This window comes from Micromonospora sp. USAFONa4, from assembly GCF_057197825.1.
Genome location: NZ_CM170072.1, coordinates 6,785,918 through 6,804,838 on the forward strand (window position 1 = coordinate 6,785,918; position 18,921 = coordinate 6,804,838).

The following is an 18,921-nucleotide window of genomic DNA, read 5'->3' on the forward strand; positions in this document are numbered from 1 at the left end:
CTCGACGGTCATCCTGGAGGGACATCCATGAAGCCCCACCTCCGCCGCTGGCTGGCTCTGGCCGCGGCGCTGGCGACCATGATCCCCCCGACGGCGGCGCGCGCCGCCGAACCCGCCCCGGTCCCGCACGCTGTCGGGGCGCTCGCCGCCGTCGACGACAAGGGCCCGGTCGGCTGGGACGTCTACCGCCGCCTCGACCGGCTGCCCGAGCTGGCGGCCGGCAGCCGCACCCGGCAGTTCTCCAGCTTCGCCCGGGACGGCTCCAACGACGACGGCTTCGTCGGCACCTACTCGTGCCTGCGCCAGGCCGGCGGCTGCGTCATCGCCGAGGACCGCGGAGCCGGTGAGGTGCAGTCGATCTGGTTCACCCGCGACGACGGCAACGTCAGCGCCACCGGCTGGATCCGCGTCGAGCTCGACGGCGTCACGGTGGTCGACACCAGCCTCCAGCGCCTCGTCGACGGCGGCCTCGGCTCCCCGTTCGTGTGGCCGCTGGTCACCAACGCCGACCAGACCTCCGGCGGGGTCACCGTCAAGGTCCCCATGCCCTACCGCGAGTCCATGCGGATCACCACCCAGTTCAACCCGCTCTTCCACCACGTCACCTACCGCACGTTCGCCGACGCGGTCGGGGTGTCCAGGTTCGACCCCGCCGACCCCGCCGCCGACGTGGTCGAGAAGCTGCGCGCCGCCGGCCAGCGCGACCCGAAGCCGAGCCAGCCCGGCGCGAGCACCAGGACCGCCCGGGTCGACGTTCCGGCGGGCGGGCAGGCGACACTCGCCACGCTCACCGGCCCCGCCGCGGTCACGGCGCTGCGGCTGCGGCTGCCCGACGCCGCCGCCACCGCGCCGACCCTGTCGGGCCTGCGGCTGCGGATCACCTTCGACGGGCGCGCCACGGTCGACAGCCCTGTGGGCGAGTTCTTCGGCGCCGGCCTGGGCGAGCGCTCCGTCCGCTCGCTGATGTTCGCCATGGACTCCGCACCGGGCGGCTGGTACAGCGCCTGGTGGCCGATGCCGTTCCGCTCCACCGCGGCGATCTCGGTCGCCAACCCCACCGGTGCCGCCGTCGCCGGCGTCCAGGCGGAGGTGACCACCGCGCCGGGCACCGTGTGGACCGGCGCCCTCGCCCCCGACGGCGCCGCCGGCTACTTCACCACCCAGTCCCGCCGCGCGGAGACGGCCGGGGGCGACGACTGGATCGTCGCCGACCAGGCCGGCCGGGGACGGTTCGTCGGCGTGTCCCAGACCGCCCGCGGCCACATCGTCGGCGGCAACACCCGTAACTACCTGGAGGGCGACGAGCGCGTCCACGTCGACGGCTCGCCCACGCCGCAGATCTACGGCACCGGCACCGAGGACTTCTACGAGTCCGGTTGGTACTTCAACCGGGGGGAGTACAGCGGCGTCTTCACCGGCAACACCGCCCACCAGTTCCGCTCCGGCGGCTGCGCCGACGAGTGCGACGCCATGTACCGGCTGATGATCGGCGACGCGGTGCCCTACGCCACGGCGCTGCGCTTCGGCATCGAGCACGGACCCGCCAACGACATGCCGGCGAACTACGCCTCGACCGCCTTCCTCTACACCCAGCCGACCGTCGCCCTGCGCCGCACCGACACGCTGGTCACCGGCGACGCCGCCAGCCGCGCCGGGCACGCCTACACCGACTCCGGAAACCAGTACCCGCTGACCGCCGCGTACGAGGGCGACGACGACAACGCTCCCGTCGCCGGCCAGGTACGCGCGACCGGCGGCGCCGCCAGCTTCCGGCTCGCCGTGGACCCCGCCAACCAGGGCGTACGGCTACGCCGGCACGGTGACCAGGCGGGCGCGTACCAGCAGGTCGCCGTGTCGGTGGACGGCAGGCCGGCCGGGGTGTGGCGGCAGCCGCTGGGCAACGACCGGCAGCGCTGGCTGGCCGACGAGTTCGTCCTCCCGGCCGCGCTGACCGCCGGCCGGTCCACGGTCACGGTCACCCTGACCCCGGCCGCCGGCGCCCCGGCGTGGACGGCGGCCCGCTACGAGGCCGACAGCATGGTTCCCCCGTTCCTCGACGTCACCGCGCCGGGCGCGGTCACCGGGCTCGGCCTGGCCGGCGGTCGGGTGCACGCCCTCGGCCTGTCCTGGTCGGCGTCGCCGGACGACGTGGGCGTCGCCGGCTACCGGGTCTACGCCTCGCGCAACCCCAACGTCGCGACCATCCCCGCCAACCTGGTCGGCACGACCCGGACGACCACGTTCCGGCACGGCCCGCTGCCGGCCGGACAGACCCGCCACTACCGCATCGTCGCGGTCGACGGCGCCGGCAACGCCTCCGCGCCCTCGGTCGAGGTGTCGGCCACCACCCGCACCCGCAACACCAGCGACGCCAACGGCGACCGCCGCGACGACGCCGTCGCGTTCACCCGGGGCGCCACCGCCGACGTGACCACGTCGGTGTCGGACGGCACCCGGTTCGTGCCGGACGGCCGGAGGTGGAACGACTTCTTCGCCGTCGGCGAGGAGATCCCGTTCACCGGCGACGTCGACGGCGACGGACGGGCCGACGTCATCACCTTCACCCGGGGCGACAGCGCCGACGTCTATGTGGGGCTCTCCACCGGCACGACGTACGCCGCCGGGGTCAAGTGGCACGACTTCTTCGCCACGGGTACGGAGATTCCCGCCGTCGGCGACGTCAACGGCGACGGGCGCACCGACATCATCACCTTCACCCGGGGCGCCGCCGCCGACGTGTACGTGGCGCTGTCGACCGGCAGCGGCTTCGGCCCCGGCGTCAAGTGGCACGACCACTTCGCGCTCGGCGACGAACTGCCGGCGGTGGGCGACGTCGACGGCGACGGGCGCGACGACATCGTGACGTTCACCCGCGGCGCCACCGGCGACGTGTTCGTCTCCCGCTCCGACGGGACGCGGTTCGTCGAGGACGGCTGGAAGTGGCACGACTCGCTCGCCCTCGGCGACCAGCTGCCGGCGCTGGGTGACGTCGACGGCGACGGGCGCGACGACGTGGTGACGTTCACCCGGGGGACCGCCGGCGACGTGTTCGTGGCGCTCTCCGACGGCACGCGCTTCGTCGCGCAGGCCGGCAGGTGGCACGACTGGTTCGCGGTCGGCGACGAGCTGCCCGGCATCGGCGACTTCAACGGCGACGGAAGGGCGGACCTCGTGACGTACACGCGGGGGACCAGTGCGGACGCGTACGTGGCGCTGTCGACCGGCGGCGGTTTCGGCGCGGGCGTCAGGTGGCACGACCAGTTCGCGGCCGGCACCGACCTGCCCCGCCCGAGCGTGTCGTGATGCGCGCGCTCCGGATGCTCGCGGTGCTCCTGCTCGGCGCCGCCCTGCTGGCCGTCCCGGCCGCGCCGGCCGCAGCCGAGGACGTCGTGCGGGCCGAGGCGGAGTCGCTGACGGTGCTCTCGTCGACCGCCCCGGTCGAGGCGCAGGCCAACTGCTGCGGGGTCGCCTGGTCGGCCGGTCGCCAGCTCTGGCTGCGTGCCGCCCGGGCGGGCGACTCGGTCACCGTGTCGCTGCCGCCGGTGCCGGCCGGGCAGTACGACATCGGCGCCGTGCTCACCCGCGCCGCGGACTACGGCACCCTGCGCTTCGCCGTCGACGGGGTGGCCGTCGGCCAGCTCTTCGACGGCTACGCCCCGACCGTGCGGCGCGTCGAGGCCGTACCGCTGGGATCGGCCTCGCTCGCCGCCGGCAGCCATCGGCTGACGGTGACGGTGACCGGCCGCTCCGCCTCCTCGACGGGGTTCTTCGCGGGGCTGGACACGCTAACCCTGCGCCGCGTCGGCCCGCTGGCGGCGGTCACCACGACGGCGTATGAGACGGTGGCCGAGACACCGGCGCGGGGGCCGCTGACCCGGGTCTTCGACCCGGGCGTGGGGGAGCCGACGGCGTGGTACTACAACGACCACACGATCGTGCGCGACCAGCGGACCGGGCTGTGGCACGCCTTCGCCATCACCCACGCCGAGCCCGGCGCGCCGCAGGACGAGAAGAGCTTCGGCCACGCCACGGCGCCCACGCCCACCGGGCCGTGGACGAAGCAACGACCGGCGCTGACGGCCGACCCGTCGAGGGGCGAACAGTGGATCTGGGCGCCCCACGTGGTCCACGACCAGGGCACCTACTACATGTTCTACGCGGCCGGCAGCCCCGACTATGCGAACTACCGGATGCACCTGGCCACCTCGACCGACCTGTTCACCTGGACCCGCAGCTCCGCCAACCCGCTGTTCACCGACGGCTGGGAGGCGCGCGACCCGATGGTGACCCGGGTCGGTGACCGCTGGGTCATGTACTACACGGCGACCTCGAATGCGCAGGGCGGCAACCACGTGGTCGCGTACCGCACCAGCACCGACCTGCGGACGTGGAGCGGCCGGGGCGTGGCGTACGCGTCGCCGCACACCGGCCGGGCCGCTGGGCAGACGGAGTCGCCGTTCGTGGTGCGCCGGGGGGACTGGTGGTACCTCTTCGTCTGCTGCGACGGCACGGACTACGGCGCGGCGTACCGGCGCACCGCCGTCTACCGCAGCCGCGACCCCCTGCGTTTCGAGGGGGCGGAGAAGGTGACCGTGCTCGACGCGCACGCCGCCGAGGTCGTGGTCGACGGGGAGAACTGGTACCTGAGCCACGCCGGCTGGGGCCAGGGCGGGCTGTGGCTCGCCCCGCTGACCTGGTCCACCCAGGTGGTCGCCCGCGGCTACCAGGTGAGCACCGGCTTCCTGCGCGCCGACGTGCGCACCTGGCCGCACACCCGGATCGCGTCCCTGGCGGTCGACCCGGCCGGCACGGGGGCCTACCGGCCGGCGTTGGACTCGTCGCACCGGGGCACCGGTCCCTACCTGGCGGTCGGCCGCTTCGACGTCACGGACCGGGCGGGCCCGCCGGCACGGGTGGACGTCTCCGCCGACGGTTCCCGGATCAACCTGGTCGGCATGCGGATGGGCGACGAGCCGGTCACCGCCGACTGGCTGCTGACCGTGGCGCCCCGCTGGACCGGGCCGGCGCTGCAGAGCGACGTCACCTGGTCGGTGACCGGCCAGACGACGGCGCCGGTGTGGGAGGTGGCGTTCAACGTCGACGGCGCCCTGCCGGCGGTCGGGGACCCCGCCGTGGCGGCCCGGCCGACCGGGGACGTGCCGGGGATGCCGACGTGGTCGATGACCTCCGGCGCGGATCTGTCCCTCGTGGCCGCCCACCGCTGGGCCTCGGCGTGGCGCGGCGACAACACCTGGTACGACGCGGGCCACGCGATGGCGGCCTGGCAGCCGCTGTGGCGCAACGGGGGCGCCGCGTGGCCGCCGGGGCGGTACCCGGGCGGGACGTGGCGGTTCGCCGCCAGCGGGGTGGGGCGGGACACCGCGTTCGCCGAGACCGTGCACGCGGCGGTCAACGCGGTGCCCTGAGGGCCGCCGGTGCGGGTCGGGCAGCGCGGGGTGGCGGCCCGGCCCGCACCGGGGGCGTTGACATCACTTCGACCCCCGTCTATGTTGCCAGAAATCGATTTCCGATCTCTCCGGAGGCCCGCGTGAGCGACCAGGTGATCGTCGCCATGTCCGGCATCACCAAGCGCTTCGGCGGCGTCCACGCCCTGCGCGGCGTGGACCTCGTCCTGCGCGCCGGCGAGGTCCACGCCCTGCTGGGGGAGAACGGGGCCGGGAAGTCCACCCTGATCAACATCCTCTCCGGCGTCGTCACCGGTTACGACGGGGAGATCTCGATCGGCGGCCAACCCGCGCGCTTCGCCGGCCCGGCCGCCGCCCAGGCCGCCGGCATCGCCACGATCCACCAGGAACTCGACCTCGTGCCGGCGCTCTCCGTGGCCGAGAACCTGGTGCTCGGCCGGGAACCGCGCACCCGGCTGCGGACGCTCGACCGGCGGGCGATGACCCGCGCCGCCCGGGACTGGCTGGGCCCGCTCGGCGCGGAGATCGATCCGCGCCGGCCCGTCGGTTCGCTGCGCGTCGGCGAGCAGCAACTCGTCGAGATCGCCAAGGCGCTCTCCCTCGACGCCCGCGTCCTCGTCATGGACGAGCCGACCGCCGCGCTCGCCGACGCCGAGGTGCGGCGGCTGATGTCCACCATCCGCGCGCTGCGCGAGCGCGGCGTGGCCGTCGTCTACATCTCCCACCGGCTCGAGGAGATCGAGGACATCGCCGACCGGGCCACCGTCCTGCGCAACGGCGAGGTGGCCGGCACGCTGCGCCCGGACCGCGCCGACCGGCAGCGGATCATCACGCTGATGGTGGGGCGTCCGGCGGAGGCGCTGTTCAGCGCGGGATCCGCCGGGCCCGCCCGCCCCGCGGGGCCCCCGGTGCTGGAGGTCGACGACCTCGCCGTACGGCCCCGGGGCACCCGGCCCGGGCGCTGCGAGCCCGCCGGCGTCAGCCTGACCGTCCGCGCCGGGGAGATCGTCGGCCTGGCCGGCCTGATGGGGGCGGGCCGCACCGAACTGCTGGAGACCCTGTACGGCGCCGGTCCGCCCGGTCGCCGCAGCGGCCTGGTCCGGCTGGCCGGCCGCCCGTACGCCCCGCGCGGCCCCCGCGCAGCCCTGCGCGCCGGCGTCGGCTTCGTGCCGGAGGATCGCCGCCGCTCCGCCCTGGTGCTGGAGCACCCCGTCGGCCGCAGCATCGTCCTGGCCGCCCTGCGCCGGGTCAGCACCGCCGGAGTCGTCCGCGCCGGACGCGAGCGCGACGCGGTGCGCCAGCAGGTCGCCGCCCTGGCGATCAAGACGTCGTCGGCCGCCGCGCCCGTCGGCTCGCTCTCCGGCGGCAACCAGCAGAAGGTCGTCTTCGCCCGGCACCTGCTCACCCGCCCCCGCCTGCTGCTGCTCGACGAGCCGACCCGGGGCGTCGACGTCGGCGCCAAGGCGGAGATCTACCGGCTGCTGCGCCGCCTCGCCGACGACGGCATGGGCATCCTGCTCGCCTCGTCGGAACTGCCCGAGCTGACCGGCGTCTGCGACCGGATCGTGGTCCTGCGGCGCGGACGGGCCGTCGCGGAACTCGCGGCCGACGGCTGCACCGGCGAGGACATCCTGACCGCGGCCATGGGCGGCACGGCCGCCGGAAGGGACGACCGATGACCCACCTGCGCGCACCGGACAAGGGGCCCGGCACGCCGCTGGCGCCGGCCGGCGGGTCGCCGCCGGCCGCCGGCGTCGGCCGGTGGCGCCGGGCCGGCGGCCGGGGCGACCTCGTCGAGCGGCTCTTCGCCGTGCAGAGCCTCTTCGCGCTGCTGCTGGTGTTCGTGCTGGCCATCGCCGTCTCGCCCCGCCGCGACGGCGAGATCCTCTTCCTGTCCACGGAGAACCTCGGCAACATCGTCCGCGCGGTGTCCGAGATCGGGATCATCGCCATCGGCATGACGTTCGTCGTCCTGCTCGGCGGCATCGACCTCTCCGTCGGCGCCATCCTCGGCCTCTCCGCCGTCGGCACCGCCACGCTGATGGTCGACTCCGGGCTCGGCGTCCTGCCCGCCGTCACCGTCGTGCTGCTGATCGGCGCCCTCTTCGGCGCGTTGCAGGGCTACGCGACGGCCCGGCTCGGCATCCAGTCGTTCATCGTCACCCTCGCGGGACTCCAGGTCGCGCGCGGCCTCGCCCGCATCTGGTCGGGCGGGCTCGGCATCCCGATCGCCTACGGCGACGGCCCGCAGGAGGCGCCCCCGGCGTTCGAGATCCTCAACGGCACGATCAACGGGGTGCTGCCCGTCCCGGCGGTGCTGTTCATCGGCATCGGGGTGGCCGCGGTCGTCGTGCTGCGCAAGACCGCGTTCGCCCGCCACGTCTACGCCATCGGCGGCAACGAGAAGGCCGCCCGCCTCTCGGGCGTGCCCGTGCTGCGGGTCAAGGTCGCGGTCTTCGCGATCGCGGGCCTGCTCGCCGCCGTGGCCGGCATCATCCACGCCGGACAGCTCAACCAGGGCAGCCCCAACGACGGCGCCGGCTACGAACTCGACGCCATCGCCGCCGTCGTCATCGGCGGCACCAGCCTCGCCGGGGGCACCGGCTCGATGGGCGGCACCCTCGCCGGGGCGCTGCTGCTCGGCATCCTCAACAACATCCTCGCGCTCAACAACATCGACGCCAACGTGCAGCTACTGATCAAGGGGCTGGTGATCGTGGCCGCCGCCGGGCTGCAGAAGCTGCGCCGCAGCATCGTCTGAACCGCCACCGAACAAGGAGCGTCATCATGCGCACCCGTACCGTCCTTCTCGCGCTGTTGTGCACCGGCGCGCTCGTCACCTCCACCGCGTGCAGCGTGGAGAAGCCGTCCGACGGCGGCGACGCCACGGCCGCGAAGTGCGGCGCCGGCAAGGACTTCCTCATCGGCATGTCGCAGGCCAACAACGCCGAGCCCTACCGGCAGGTCATGAACAACGACGTGCAGACGGCGGCGAAGTCCGTCCCCGGGTTCACCGTGGTGGTCGCCGACGCGGCGCAGGACAACAGCAAGCAGGTCGCCGACGTGGAGAACTTCCTCACCCAGAAGATCGACCTGCTGGTCATCTCGCCGAACGAGGCCAAGCCGCTGACCGCGGTGGTGCGCAAGGCGTACGACCGGGGGGTCCCGGTCATCGTGCTCGACCGCAAGGTGGAGGGCGAGGCGTACACGGCCTTCATCGGCGGGGACAACGTCGCCATCGGCAGGGCGGCCGGCGAGTTCTACGCCACGACGCTGCTGCCGGCCGGCGGCAAGGTCATCGAGATCGCCGGGCTGCCCGGCTCCACGCCGGCGGCCGAACGCGCCCAGGGCTTCCGGGAGGGCATCGCGGCCAACCCGAAGATCGACGTCGTCGCCTCCCAGCCCGGGGACTGGCTGCGGGAGAAGGGTCAGTCGGTGGCCGACGCGCTGCTCAAGGCCCACCCGGACGCCGCCGCCGTGTACGCCCACAACGACCCGATGGCCGAGGGCGCGTACCTGGCCGCGAAGGCGGCCGGGCTGCACACGACTGTGAAGTTCACCGGCATCGACGCGCTGCCGGTGCCGTCGGGCGGGATCAAGGCCGTCGAGCAGGGCCGGCTGGCGGCCACCTTCCAGTACGCCACGGGCGGGCGGGAGGCCGTCGACCTGGCCCGCCGGATCCTCGTCGACTGCGCCGAGGACGTCCCGCGCACCACCACCCTCGACACGATGCGCGTCACGAAGGAGAACGCCGCCGAGACGTACGCGAAGCTCGGTGGCGTCGCCTGACCGCAGAGCCGGCGCGGCCCGGTGGGCCACGCCCCGGACCTGGAAGATCGGGGGAGACCTGGCATGACGGTGGCCGCGGTGCTCGGGGTCGACATCGGCACGTCCAGCAGCAAGGGCGTCCTCGTCGACCTGTCCGGGCGCGTGCTGCGCTCCCGTGTCCGGGAGCACCGGGTGGACCGGCCGCGACCCGGCTGGGTGGAGATGGACGGCCGCGTCTGGTGGGAGGAGTTCGTCGCCCTCACCCGTGAGCTGCTGGCCGCGGGCGACGCCCACGTGGTGTCGGTCGGGGTCAGCGGGATGGGGCCGTGCGTGCTGCTCACCGACGCCGCCGGCACGCCCCTGCGCCCGGCCGTCCTCTACGGCGTCGACACCCGGTCCACGCCGCAGATCGCCCGGCTGACCGAGCGCTTCGGCGCGGACGAGATCCTGCGCCGGTGCGGCTCGACGCTGTCGACCCAGGCGGCGGGGGCGAAGGTCGCCTGGGTCGCCGACGCCGAGCCGGAGCTGTTCGCCCGGGCCCGGCGGCTGTTCATGCCGAGCTCCTGGCTGGTCTGGCAGCTGACCGGCCGGTACCTGCTCGACCAGCACTCGGCCAGCCAGTGCACGCCGCTGTACGACAGCGCGGCGCAGACCTGGTACCGCCCCTGGGCCGACGAGATCGCCCCGGGGCTGGAGCTGCCCGAGCTGCGGTGGCCCGGCGACGTGGCGGGGACGGTGACCGCCGGGGCCGCCGCGACCACCGGGCTGCCGCCGGGCACCCCGGTCGTGACCGGGACGATCGACGCCTGGTCGGAGGCGCTCAGCGTGGGCGCCCAGGGCGTCGGCGACCTGATGCTCATGTACGGCACCACGATGTTCCTCGTGCACACGGTGCCGCACCCGCTGACCAGCCCGTCGCTGTGGGGCACGGTCGGCGCGCTGCCGGGCACCCGCAACCTGGCCGGCGGCATGGCGACCTCCGGGGCGATCACCGGATGGCTGCGGGAGCTGTTCGACGCCGCCGACTACCCCGAGCTGCTGCGCCTGGCCGAGCGGTCCGGGCCGGGCGCGCGGGGGCTGCTCATGCTGCCGTTCTTCGCCGGTGAGCGCACCCCCATCCTCGATCCCGACGCCCGGGGCGTCATCGCCGGCCTGACGCTCTCCCACGGGCGCGGCGACATCTACCGCGCGGCGCTGGAGGCGACCGGGCTGGCCGTGCGCCACAACATCGAGACGATCGAGGCGGCCGGCGGCGACATCCGCCGCGTCGTGGCGGTGGGCGGCGGCACCCGGGGCGACCTCTGGACGCAGATCGTCTCGGACGTCACCGGCCGGGCGCAGCACATCCCGTCGGTCACCATCGGCGCGAGCTACGGCGCCGCGTTCCTCGCCGCCGGCGCGGTGCGGCGGGTCGACATCCACCTGTGGAACCCGATCCGGGAGGTCCGCGAGCCGCGCCCGGCGCTCGCCGCCGACTACGCGGAGCTGTACGGGCTGTACCGGCAGCTCTACGCCGGCTCGAAGTCCGTCGCCCACGCGTTGGCCGCCCGGCAGACGCGCCTCGCGACCCCGCCCCAGCCAGGTACCGATGAGCCAGTGGAGGAAGTCAACCCGTGAGCAACTACACCATGCCGGTGCTGGTCGACCCGCCGGCCGCCGTCCCCCGGACGGTCTACACGGTCGCCAGCGGCGACCTGCGGCCGGCCGCCAACGTCACCGGTTGGCCGACCCAGCAACGCCTGGAGGCGGACCTCGCCGACGCGGTGACCGCCCTGGGCTGGCAGACCCGGCGGGCCCATCCCGTGGACGCCGGCGCGGGCCACGGCTTCATCGACAGCCAGCGCGCCGGCATCGAGGTCTTCCAGGGGATCCCGGTCGACGCCCCGCTCGTCGTCGTGGAGGCGGTGTGGCAGTACAGCCACCACGTGCTGGCCGGGCTGCGCGCCCACCGCGGCCCGATCCTGCTCGTGGCGAACTGGAGCGGGGAGTTCCCCGGCCTGGTGGGCCTGCTGAACCTCGCCGGCAGCCTCACGAAGGCGGGGGTGCGGTACTCGGCGCTGTGGAGCGAGGCCTTCACCGACGAGTGGGCGCGCGACGGGCTGAAGGCATGGCTGGAGACCGGCGAGGTGGTCCACGACGAGAGCCACGTGCGGGACCTGCCGCCGTTGCCGCCCGACCCCGAGGTCGCGCTCGGCGTGGCGCTGGCCCGCCAACTGCGGCGCCGGCCGGCCGTCGTCGGCGTCTTCGACGAGGGCTGCATGGGCATGTACAACGCGATCATCGACGACGAGCTGCTCAACCCGCTCGGCATCTACAAGGAACGGCTGTCGCAGAGTGCGCTGGTAGCGGAGATGTCGCGGGTGAGCGACGAGGAGGCGCACGCGGTGCGGGCGTGGCTCGACGCCGCCGGGATGACCTTCCACACCGGCACGGACGAGGCCACCGAACTGACCGACGCCCAACTGCACAGCCAGTTCAAGATGTACGTCGCGGCGCTGCGCATCGCCGACGACTTCGGCCTGGACGCGGTCGGCATCCAGTACCAGCAGGGGCTCAAGGACACGGTGCCGGCGAGCGACCTGGCCGAGGGGCTGCTCAACGACGTGTCCCGGCCGCCGGTCACCAGCCGGGACGGCACGCGCGAGCTGTACGCGGGGCGGGCCCTGCCGCACTTCAACGAGGTCGACGAGGGCGTGGCGGTGGACTCGCTGGTCACCAACCGGATCTGGACCGCGATGGGGATGGACCCGGCCACCACCCTGCACGACATCCGCTGGGGGGAGTCGTACGGGCCGGACTTCGTCTGGGTGTTCGAGATCTCCGGCTCGGTGCCCGCGTCCCACAACGGCGGCTACGACCGGTCGTACAGCATGCGGCAGCCGCCGATGTACTTCCCGCTGGGCGGCGGCACCCTCAGCGGCGTCTCCCGGCCGGGCGAGATCGTCTGGTCGCGGATCTTCATCATGGACGGGGTGCTGCACGCCGACCTGGGCCGGGGCACCGTGGTCGAGCTGCCGGCCGCCGAGACGCGGCGTCGGCTGCGGGCCACCACGCCGCAGTGGCCGATCATGCACGCCGTGCTGCACGGCGTGGGCCGCGACCAGTTGATGGCCCGGCACAAGGCCAACCACGTCAACGTGGTCTACGCCGACGACGCCGACGCCGCCGACCGGGCCCTGCGGGTCAAGGCCGCGATGCTCGACGCGATGGGGGTGCGGGTGCACCTGTGCGGCGACGTGGCGCTGTGACCGGGCGGGTGGCCCGTCGCCGGCTCACCGGGCCCGGGTGGGCCCACCCGGGCCGGCCTCGGGCTGTCCGTCCGGTAGGGAGCGGACCGAACTCTCGCGGACCCGCAGGGTCGTCCGCAGGGTGACGGTCGAGGACGCCTTCGCGGGGTTGGCGATCCGCTCGGTGAGCAGCGACGCCGCGGCCCGCCCCAGGTCGTACGTGGGCTGCGCGACGGTGCTCAGCGAGGGCCGCACCAGGTGGGCCCAGGGAATGTCGTCGAACCCGACCACGCCGCACCGGGTGGGCACGGCGACGCCCCGGTCGACCAGGCACTCCACCGCGCCCACCGTCATCAGGTTGTTGGTGACGAAGACCGCGTCCGGCGGCTCGGCCGCGTTCAGCAGGGACGCCATGGCCCGGTAGCCGCCGTCCTCCCGGAAGTCGGCGTACCGGACCAGGTTCTCCGGCACGCTCCGGCCGGCGGCGCGCAGGGCCTGCTGGTATCCGCGTAGCCGCTGGACGGCGGTGGAGATCCGCCGCGGTCCCGTGACGCAGGCGATCCGGCGGTAGCCGCTGTCGATCAGGTGGGCGGTGGCCGTCTCCGCGCCGTGGACGTTGTCCACGAGCACGGTGTCCACGGCCACCCCGTGCGGCTGCCGGTCGATGGCCACGACCGGCATCCCGGCCCCGGTGAGCCGGTTGATCAGGGCCGGTCGTCCCGACGGCGAGATGATCACGCCGGCCATCCGCTCGGCCAGGGCCGCCGTCACGTAGCGGGTCTCCTTCTCGGGATCCTCGTCGCCGTTGCACAGGACCACGGAGAAGCCCGCCTCCTGCGCCACGTCCTCGATGCCGCGCACCAGCGAGGTGAAGAACGGGTTGCCGATGTCGGAGATGATCACCGCCCAGAGACTGGTGCGTTGCCGGCGCAGGCTGCGGGCCACCGCGTTGGGCCGGTAGTCCAGGTCGAGCACCACCTGGCGTACCCGCGCGGCCAGGTCCGGATCCACCGACGAGTGCCCGTTGAGCACCCGGGACACCGTCGACGCCGAGACCTGGGCCACCCGGGCCACGTCGTAGATGGTCGTCATGCGGTCGTCCCCTGTCGGTGTCTCTCGCGCCCGGTCCCGCACCGGACCCCCGGTTGCGACCGCACGGGCACCACCGTCCGTTGCGGCCCCCCGCCCGAGAGTGGTCGGCCCTGAGATCCTATGCCAGGGAATCGATTTCTCGTGGGCGCCGCGCACCCGCACACCGCACCGACGGTCGTGGTGGCGCTCGCGGTGAACTGGCGGGGCTGGTCCGGCAGCACGCCGGCGCCGCGCGGCGGACGGGCGATCAGCCGGCCGAGGGGGTCCTCGCCCTGGCCCGTACGGCGAGCGAGGCGGCGGCCACCGCGTTCAGGACGATCCAGAGTGCCCCGGCCACCGGGTGCCAGGGCCGCACCTGACCCTCCACCGCGTCCCAGGCGTCCGGGTCGCCGCTCCAGTTGTGGGTCATCGGATTGAACCGGTATTCGCACCAGGCGACGCCGGTGACGAGCAGCGCCGCCAGGACCCCGCGGACGCGCGTGCCGGTGCGGCCCTCGCGCAGCCGTCGGTCCGTCGGCAGCACGACCGTGATCAGCAGCAGGTTGAGGACAGCGAAGACGGCGGTCATGCTCAGCCCGCCGCTGCGGTAGTTGGCGACGGCGTACGGCAGGGTCGAGTCGCCGGGCCCGAGGGCCCCGTTCGCGACGTAGGCGGCGCTGGCCACTCCGCTCCACCACAGCAGCGGAGCGACCAGCACCATCGAGATCAGCAGCGTCCATCGACCGGCGGCCATCGCGGGAGTCTACGGCTTCCCGCCGACGCCGACGTCGACCCGGTTGGCGTACCGGTCAGGCGCGGGTGATGCGTACCGCGTCGGCGACCACGTAGCCGCTGCCGCTGGTCCAGCGGCTCACCCCGACCTTGTTGCCGTCGCCGGCCGCGAGCGTGAAGACGCCGATCGACACCCACCGTCCACCGTTGAGGCGCTGGTCGACCGACACCGACCGGTTGCCTGAGGCGGTGGCGACGACGTACGGCGTCTGGGCGTTGTATCCGGGGTCGGCGGGGTACCAGACCGAGATCTCGTAGGTCCCCGTCTCGGGGATGTCCGCCCGGTACCAGGCGACGTCGCTGGCCGAGGTCGGGTTCGCGAACCGGTAGTCGGTGCCGAAGCGCTGCCCGGAGTACGCCGACGTGCTCCAGTTGGCGCCCGCCGTGAACCGGCCGGACGTGGTGTTGTCGATAGTGGTGCTCCACTGCTGCGGGGGCGGCTGCTGCGACGTGCTCACGTCCAGGTAGTTGCGGTCGATCTTCATCGTCACGCCGCCCCAGGTCTCCGTCACGTCCCCGGCGTACTGGTGCAACCGCTGGTGGTTCGCGTAGTAGGCGTCGGAGCAGTAGCTCCCGGCGTCGGTGTCGGCCACGCCGTTCCACCAGGCGATCCAGATCTGGTCCAGCCTGGTGTAGCTGGCGTTGTTGTACTCCAGGCAGACGTCCCTGATGCCGGAGGATCCGCTGGAGTACATGCCGGCCAGGTAGCCCTTGGTGTGCAACCGCTCGACCCACCCGGACAGGAACGACAGCACCGCGGCGCGGCAGGACGCGGTCGTCGGGTAGTGCTCGACGTCGTTGTAGATGGTGCTGCCGGCGCCGATGCCCAGCGCCTGCGCGGCGCTGGCGGCGCTGTCGGCGGCGGTGCGGCCCTGTGAACGCGCGGTGGCGGGGTCGGCGGACATCTTCGGCGCGCGGGTGCCGCAGGGCGCCTGGTAGCCGAGTTCGATGGGGATGAGCCGCCAGCCGTTGGCGACCTGGTTGGCGACCCAGGTCGCCGTCAGGTTGGGCTGCGCACAGGTGCGGCTGGCCCCGCTGATGTAGATGCCCACCGCGCGGTACGGCGAGCTGGCCCGCCAGGCGTTCATCGCGGACTGCGACGGGGCGGTGCAGGTGTCGAAGCCCTTACCGACGAAGGTGCCCGGCTGCGGACCGACGGCGGACACCGCCACGGACTGCGGCTGTGGCTGCGGGGCCGGCGTCGACTCGGCCACGGCCGCCGAGCCGAGCGTGACGGTGAGCCCCGCCGTGGTGGCGAGGCCCAGCAGCCAGGTGGTGGTCCTTCTCATCCGGTCTCCCTCGAAGGTTTTCTTGCACGAGGTTGAAGTCAGTGAAGAACTTTTACACACCCATTGAAGGTTGGCAATAGTGTCAGATTGGTGACGCGTCGGTTACCAGGCGCAGGGCGCGTAGTCCTTGAGGAAGCAGCCGTACAGGTCCTCGCCCTGCTCGCCACGGACGATCGGGTCGTACACCCGGGCCGCGCCGTCGACCAGGTCCAGCGGGGCGTGGAAGCCGGCATCCGCCAGCCGCATCTTCGTCGGGTGGGGCCGCTCGTCGGTGATCCAGCCGGTGTCCACGCTGGTCATCAGGATGCCGTCGGTCAGCATCTCCTGGGCGCTGGTGCGCGTCAGCATGTTCAGCGCGGCCTTGGCCATGTTGGTGTGCGGATGCCCCGGCCCCTTGTAGCCGCGGCCGAACTGGCCCTCCATCGCCGACACGTTCACCACGTACTTGCGGCGGGCCTTCGCCGCGGCCATCGCCGGCCGCAGCCGACTGACCAGTACGAACGGCGCCGTCACGTTGCACAGTTGCACTTCCAGCAGCTCGACCGGGTCGACCTCCTGCACCCGCTGCACCCAGCTGTTGACCGGGTCGAGGTCCGGCACCAGGCCGCCGGCGTCGATGGCGGTGGCCGCCGCGATCCGCTCCGGCGAGGCGGAGCCGCTGGTCAGCGCGAGGGCGGTGAGCGCGTGCGGGGTGAGCGGGGTCGACTGCGGCGAGGCGGTAAGGCCGCCCGCCGTCTCGCCCCGCCCGGCCGGCTTGGCGAACGTGACGAGCTGCGGCAGGGGGCCCTCCGGCAGGGCCGCCGCCTCCGCGGCGACGAGTTGCGCGTACGCCCCGGGGCTGCGCCGCACGGTCTGCGCCGCGTTGTTGATCAGGATGTCGAGGGGCCCCTGGGCGCTGACCGAGTCGGCGAGCGCGATCACCTGGGCGGGGTCGCGCAGGTCGATCCCGACGATCCGCAGGCGGTGCAGCCACTCCCCGCTGTCGGGCATCGCCGCGAACCGGCGCACCGCGTCGTGCGGGAACCGCGTGGTGATCGTGGTGTGCGCGCCGTCGCGCAGCAGCCGCAACGCGATGTACATGCCGATCTTCGCCCGGCCGCCGGTGAGCAGCGCGCGCCGGCCGGTCAGGTCGGTACGGGCGTCGCGGCGCTCCCGGTTCAGCGCCGCACAGGACGGGCAGAGCTGGTGGTAGAAGGCGTCCACCTCGCGGTAGCGCTGCTTGCAGACGTAGCAGCCGCGCGGGTTGTGCAGGAAGCCGGCCGTCGTGCCCTCGGTGGGGGAGGCGAGCGGGATCCCCTGGGTCTCGTCGTCGATCCGGCCCGGCGCGCCGGTGGCGGTGGCCGCCGTCACCGCACGGTCGGCCGCCGCGATCGCGTCCCGCCGCTCCTCGCGCCGGCGCTGCTTGATCACCTTGTAGAGCCGCGCGGTGGCCCGCTGCACGCGTACCACGTCGGGGTGATCGGGGGGCAGGTCCTCCAGCGCCTCGAAGACGCTGAGACAGGTCTCCAGCTGGCTCCGGTCGATGCCGTCGTGGCCGGTTTCGGTGATGTTGTCCGCCGTCATGCCGCTGCTGTCTCGTCCCGTTTCCGCGCCGTGGATTCCCGGCCCACGCCAGGTCCGACCCGGAACTGTACGTCACCGCCCGGCTGCCGGCGCAGCCCACGCCCGGGACGGGCGCTCGTCTTCGATGCCGGCGGGCGGGCGCCGCCTGGTCACGCCGGGCCGGCGACGTGCCGGCCCGGGCGTGGGGCGGCGCTCCCCGTCCTCACCGCGTCGCGGCCGCCGGCGACGCCGTCCGCTTGTCCCGGGCAGCCGCGCCGCCGGGGACCGGTACTCCGCCGGTGCCCGCATCGGCGAACGCGCTGTCCCCGAGGCCCGGAACACCAGCGACCGCCGCGTTGTTCGCGGCGCGGCGGCGACGGGCCCGTACGACGGCTGCCGCCGCCACCATCGCCGCTAGGGACATCGCTGCCGCCTGTAGCAGCGGTACCCTCCTGCTGCGTCGACGCCTCATGCGCACTACCCCTCTCAGTATCGAGTCCGACCTTGTTCACATCGTGGAGACACCGCGGGCGCGGCGAGGGGCGATTCGCCGCAATCGACACGGTCGGGTCATGCTGTCGCCGCGAAGACCTGACCGTGGAAGGCGACGACCGTGAAGCAGTGGCTGTACCTCGCCGGAGCCATCGGCCTGGAAGTGAGCGGGACCCTCGCGCTGCGCGCGGCTACATGACGTGCTTCGTCTTCCTCAGCCTGGCCCTCCGCGCCGGCATGGCCGTCGGCGTCGCCTACGGCGTCTGGGCCGCGGCCGGCATCGCCCTGACCGCGATCATCGCGCGGCTCGCCTTCGACGACCCGCTCACCAAGGTCATGATGCTCGGCATCGGTCTCATCGCCGCCGGTGTGCTCCTCGTCGAACTCGGCGCCACGTCGGCGCACTGAGCCCGCGCCCCGACCCTCCGCGTCATCCGTCGGGCGGGGCCGGTCACGCCCGTCCTCGCCCCGCCCGGGGGCGTGCGTGGCGCCACGCACGTTGGCACAATGGCCGGGCTGTCGACCCGGACGGGGAGTGGGTGCCGACGATGACCGAGAACCACGTCCAGCCGAACGAGACCACGGTGCCGCTGCTGCACTGCGTGTCGGCGGAGGAGACCCTGGCGTTCTGGCGCGCGCTCGACTTCGAGGTCACGTACGAGCAGACGAAGCCATACGTCTACCTGGCGTTCCGGTGGAGCGGGTTCGAGCTGCACTACGGCGGCGCGCCGAGCGGCGTGGACCCGTCGGCCGAGAACACCGGCGGTTGCCTGGTGATGGTCGACGAGGTCGCGCCGTACCACGCGGCGTTCAGCGAGGCGATGCGCCGCACCTACGGCAGGGTGCTCGCCAAGGGACGCCCCCGGATGACCCGCTACCGTGCCGGTGCGTCGCGGTTCAGCGTCGTCGATCCGTCGGGGAACACCATCGTCTTCATCCGACGCGACGAGCCGGCGGAGCTGGAGTACGGCGGTTCCAAGCGGTTGCAGGGGCTGGCCCGGGTCCTCGACAACGCGCGGATCCTGCGCGAGTTCAAGACCGACGACCTGGCCGCCTTCCGGGCGCTCAACTCGGGGCTGCGCCGGCACGGCGAGGCGGCGCCGGCCGTCGAACAGGCGTTGGCGCTGGCCGGGTTGATCGAGCTGTCGCTCGCGCTGGGCAAGCCGGAGCTGGTGCCCGACTGGGGCGGTCGGCTCGTGACCCTCCCGCTGACCGCACCGGAGCGGTCGCGGGTACGCCAGGCGGTCGCCGATCCCGCCGTGCTGGGGCCGTGGTTGCCGGACCCGGACTGACGGTCCGGGGCCGGATGATCGT

At 73.7% G+C, this 18,921-nt stretch carries 13 protein-coding genes; 9 read left to right on the top strand and 4 right to left on the bottom strand.

Going from position 1 to position 18,921, the window contains the following annotated elements; translation table 11 throughout:
- Positions 1 to 27 precede the first annotated feature (27 nt).
- The 7 genes from AC0OO9_RS29275 to AC0OO9_RS29305 all read left to right on the top strand — a co-directional run bounded on the left by AC0OO9_RS29275 (position 28) and on the right by AC0OO9_RS29305 (position 12,442).
- A complete protein-coding gene (locus AC0OO9_RS29275) occupies positions 28 to 3,303 on the top strand; it encodes a DUF2961 domain-containing protein (protein WP_484513926.1) in 3,276 nt (1,091 codons plus the stop codon).
- On the top strand, positions 3,303 to 5,426 hold the full coding sequence (locus AC0OO9_RS29280; RefSeq protein WP_484513927.1) for a family 43 glycosylhydrolase: 2,124 nt from the start codon (positions 3,303 to 3,305) through the stop codon (positions 5,424 to 5,426). The genes AC0OO9_RS29275 and AC0OO9_RS29280 overlap by 1 nt, the downstream gene beginning before the upstream one ends.
- Before the next feature lie 122 nt (positions 5,427 to 5,548).
- Positions 5,549 to 7,105, top strand: coding sequence for a sugar ABC transporter ATP-binding protein (locus tag AC0OO9_RS29285; RefSeq protein ID WP_484513929.1), 1,557 nt, complete (start codon positions 5,549 to 5,551; stop codon positions 7,103 to 7,105).
- Positions 7,102 to 8,187 carry an ABC transporter permease gene (locus tag AC0OO9_RS29290; RefSeq protein WP_484513931.1) on the top strand — a complete coding sequence of 362 codons (1,086 nt, stop codon included), beginning with the start codon at positions 7,102 to 7,104 and terminating at the stop codon, positions 8,185 to 8,187. The genes AC0OO9_RS29285 and AC0OO9_RS29290 overlap by 4 nt, the downstream gene beginning before the upstream one ends.
- 26 nt (positions 8,188 to 8,213) lie before the next feature.
- Entirely contained in the window at positions 8,214 to 9,215 is a 1,002-nt protein-coding gene (locus AC0OO9_RS29295; RefSeq protein WP_484513933.1) for a substrate-binding domain-containing protein, read from the top strand.
- 63 nt (positions 9,216 to 9,278) lie between these two features.
- Entirely contained in the window at positions 9,279 to 10,811 is a 1,533-nt protein-coding gene (locus tag AC0OO9_RS29300; protein ID WP_484513935.1) for an FGGY-family carbohydrate kinase, read from the top strand.
- Positions 10,808 to 12,442: a fucose isomerase gene (locus AC0OO9_RS29305; RefSeq protein WP_484513937.1), complete on the top strand. Its 1,635-nt coding sequence runs from the start codon at positions 10,808 to 10,810 to the stop codon at positions 12,440 to 12,442. Before AC0OO9_RS29300 ends, AC0OO9_RS29305 begins: the two co-directional genes overlap by 4 nt.
- Before the next feature lie 24 nt (positions 12,443 to 12,466).
- Here the strand turns inward: AC0OO9_RS29305 and AC0OO9_RS29310 are convergent, their stop codons facing one another.
- The 4 genes from AC0OO9_RS29310 to AC0OO9_RS29325 all read right to left on the bottom strand — a co-directional run bounded on the left by AC0OO9_RS29310 (position 12,467) and on the right by AC0OO9_RS29325 (position 17,136).
- Complete coding sequence (locus tag AC0OO9_RS29310; RefSeq protein ID WP_484513939.1) at positions 12,467 to 13,513, bottom strand: LacI family DNA-binding transcriptional regulator; 1,047 nt, start codon at positions 13,511 to 13,513, stop codon at positions 12,467 to 12,469.
- 247 nt (positions 13,514 to 13,760) lie between these two features.
- Positions 13,761 to 14,246 (bottom strand): hypothetical protein, encoded by a 486-nt coding sequence (locus AC0OO9_RS29315; RefSeq protein ID WP_484513940.1) that lies wholly within the window; start codon positions 14,244 to 14,246, stop codon positions 13,761 to 13,763.
- A gap of 55 nt (positions 14,247 to 14,301) precedes the next feature.
- Positions 14,302 to 15,573 carry a glycoside hydrolase domain-containing protein gene (locus AC0OO9_RS29320; RefSeq protein ID WP_484513941.1) on the bottom strand — a complete coding sequence of 424 codons (1,272 nt, stop codon included), beginning with the start codon at positions 15,571 to 15,573 and terminating at the stop codon, positions 14,302 to 14,304.
- Positions 15,574 to 15,675: 102 nt separating this feature from the next.
- Positions 15,676 to 17,136 carry an SDR family NAD(P)-dependent oxidoreductase gene (locus AC0OO9_RS29325; protein ID WP_484513942.1) on the bottom strand — a complete coding sequence of 487 codons (1,461 nt, stop codon included), beginning with the start codon at positions 17,134 to 17,136 and terminating at the stop codon, positions 15,676 to 15,678.
- Between the two features lie 666 nt (positions 17,137 to 17,802).
- On the opposite strand from AC0OO9_RS29325, the gene AC0OO9_RS29330 reads away from it, so the two are divergent.
- Positions 17,803 to 18,015, top strand: coding sequence for a DMT family transporter (locus AC0OO9_RS29330; protein WP_484513943.1), 213 nt, complete (start codon positions 17,803 to 17,805; stop codon positions 18,013 to 18,015).
- Between the two features lie 140 nt (positions 18,016 to 18,155).
- On the top strand, positions 18,156 to 18,899 hold the full coding sequence (locus AC0OO9_RS29335; RefSeq protein ID WP_484513945.1) for a VOC family protein: 744 nt from the start codon (positions 18,156 to 18,158) through the stop codon (positions 18,897 to 18,899).
- Positions 18,900 to 18,921: the final 22 nt, after the last annotated feature.

Coding starts and splice junctions, on each gene's coding strand:
- AC0OO9_RS29275 (WP_484513926.1), top strand. CDS start 28: ATGAAGCCCCACCTCCGCCGCTGGCTGGCTCTGGCCGCGGCGCTGGCG.
- AC0OO9_RS29280 (WP_484513927.1), top strand. CDS start 3,303: ATGCGCGCGCTCCGGATGCTCGCGGTGCTCCTGCTCGGCGCCGCCCTG.
- AC0OO9_RS29290 (WP_484513931.1), top strand. CDS start 7,102: ATGACCCACCTGCGCGCACCGGACAAGGGGCCCGGCACGCCGCTGGCG.
- AC0OO9_RS29295 (WP_484513933.1), top strand. CDS start 8,214: ATGCGCACCCGTACCGTCCTTCTCGCGCTGTTGTGCACCGGCGCGCTC.
- AC0OO9_RS29300 (WP_484513935.1), top strand. CDS start 9,279: ATGACGGTGGCCGCGGTGCTCGGGGTCGACATCGGCACGTCCAGCAGC.
- AC0OO9_RS29310 (WP_484513939.1), bottom strand. CDS start 13,513: ATGACGACCATCTACGACGTGGCCCGGGTGGCCCAGGTCTCGGCGTCG.
- AC0OO9_RS29315 (WP_484513940.1), bottom strand. CDS start 14,246: ATGGCCGCCGGTCGATGGACGCTGCTGATCTCGATGGTGCTGGTCGCT.
- AC0OO9_RS29320 (WP_484513941.1), bottom strand. CDS start 15,573: ATGAGAAGGACCACCACCTGGCTGCTGGGCCTCGCCACCACGGCGGGG.
- AC0OO9_RS29325 (WP_484513942.1), bottom strand. CDS start 17,136: ATGACGGCGGACAACATCACCGAAACCGGCCACGACGGCATCGACCGG.
- AC0OO9_RS29330 (WP_484513943.1), top strand. CDS start 17,803: ATGACGTGCTTCGTCTTCCTCAGCCTGGCCCTCCGCGCCGGCATGGCC.
- AC0OO9_RS29335 (WP_484513945.1), top strand. CDS start 18,156: ATGACCGAGAACCACGTCCAGCCGAACGAGACCACGGTGCCGCTGCTG.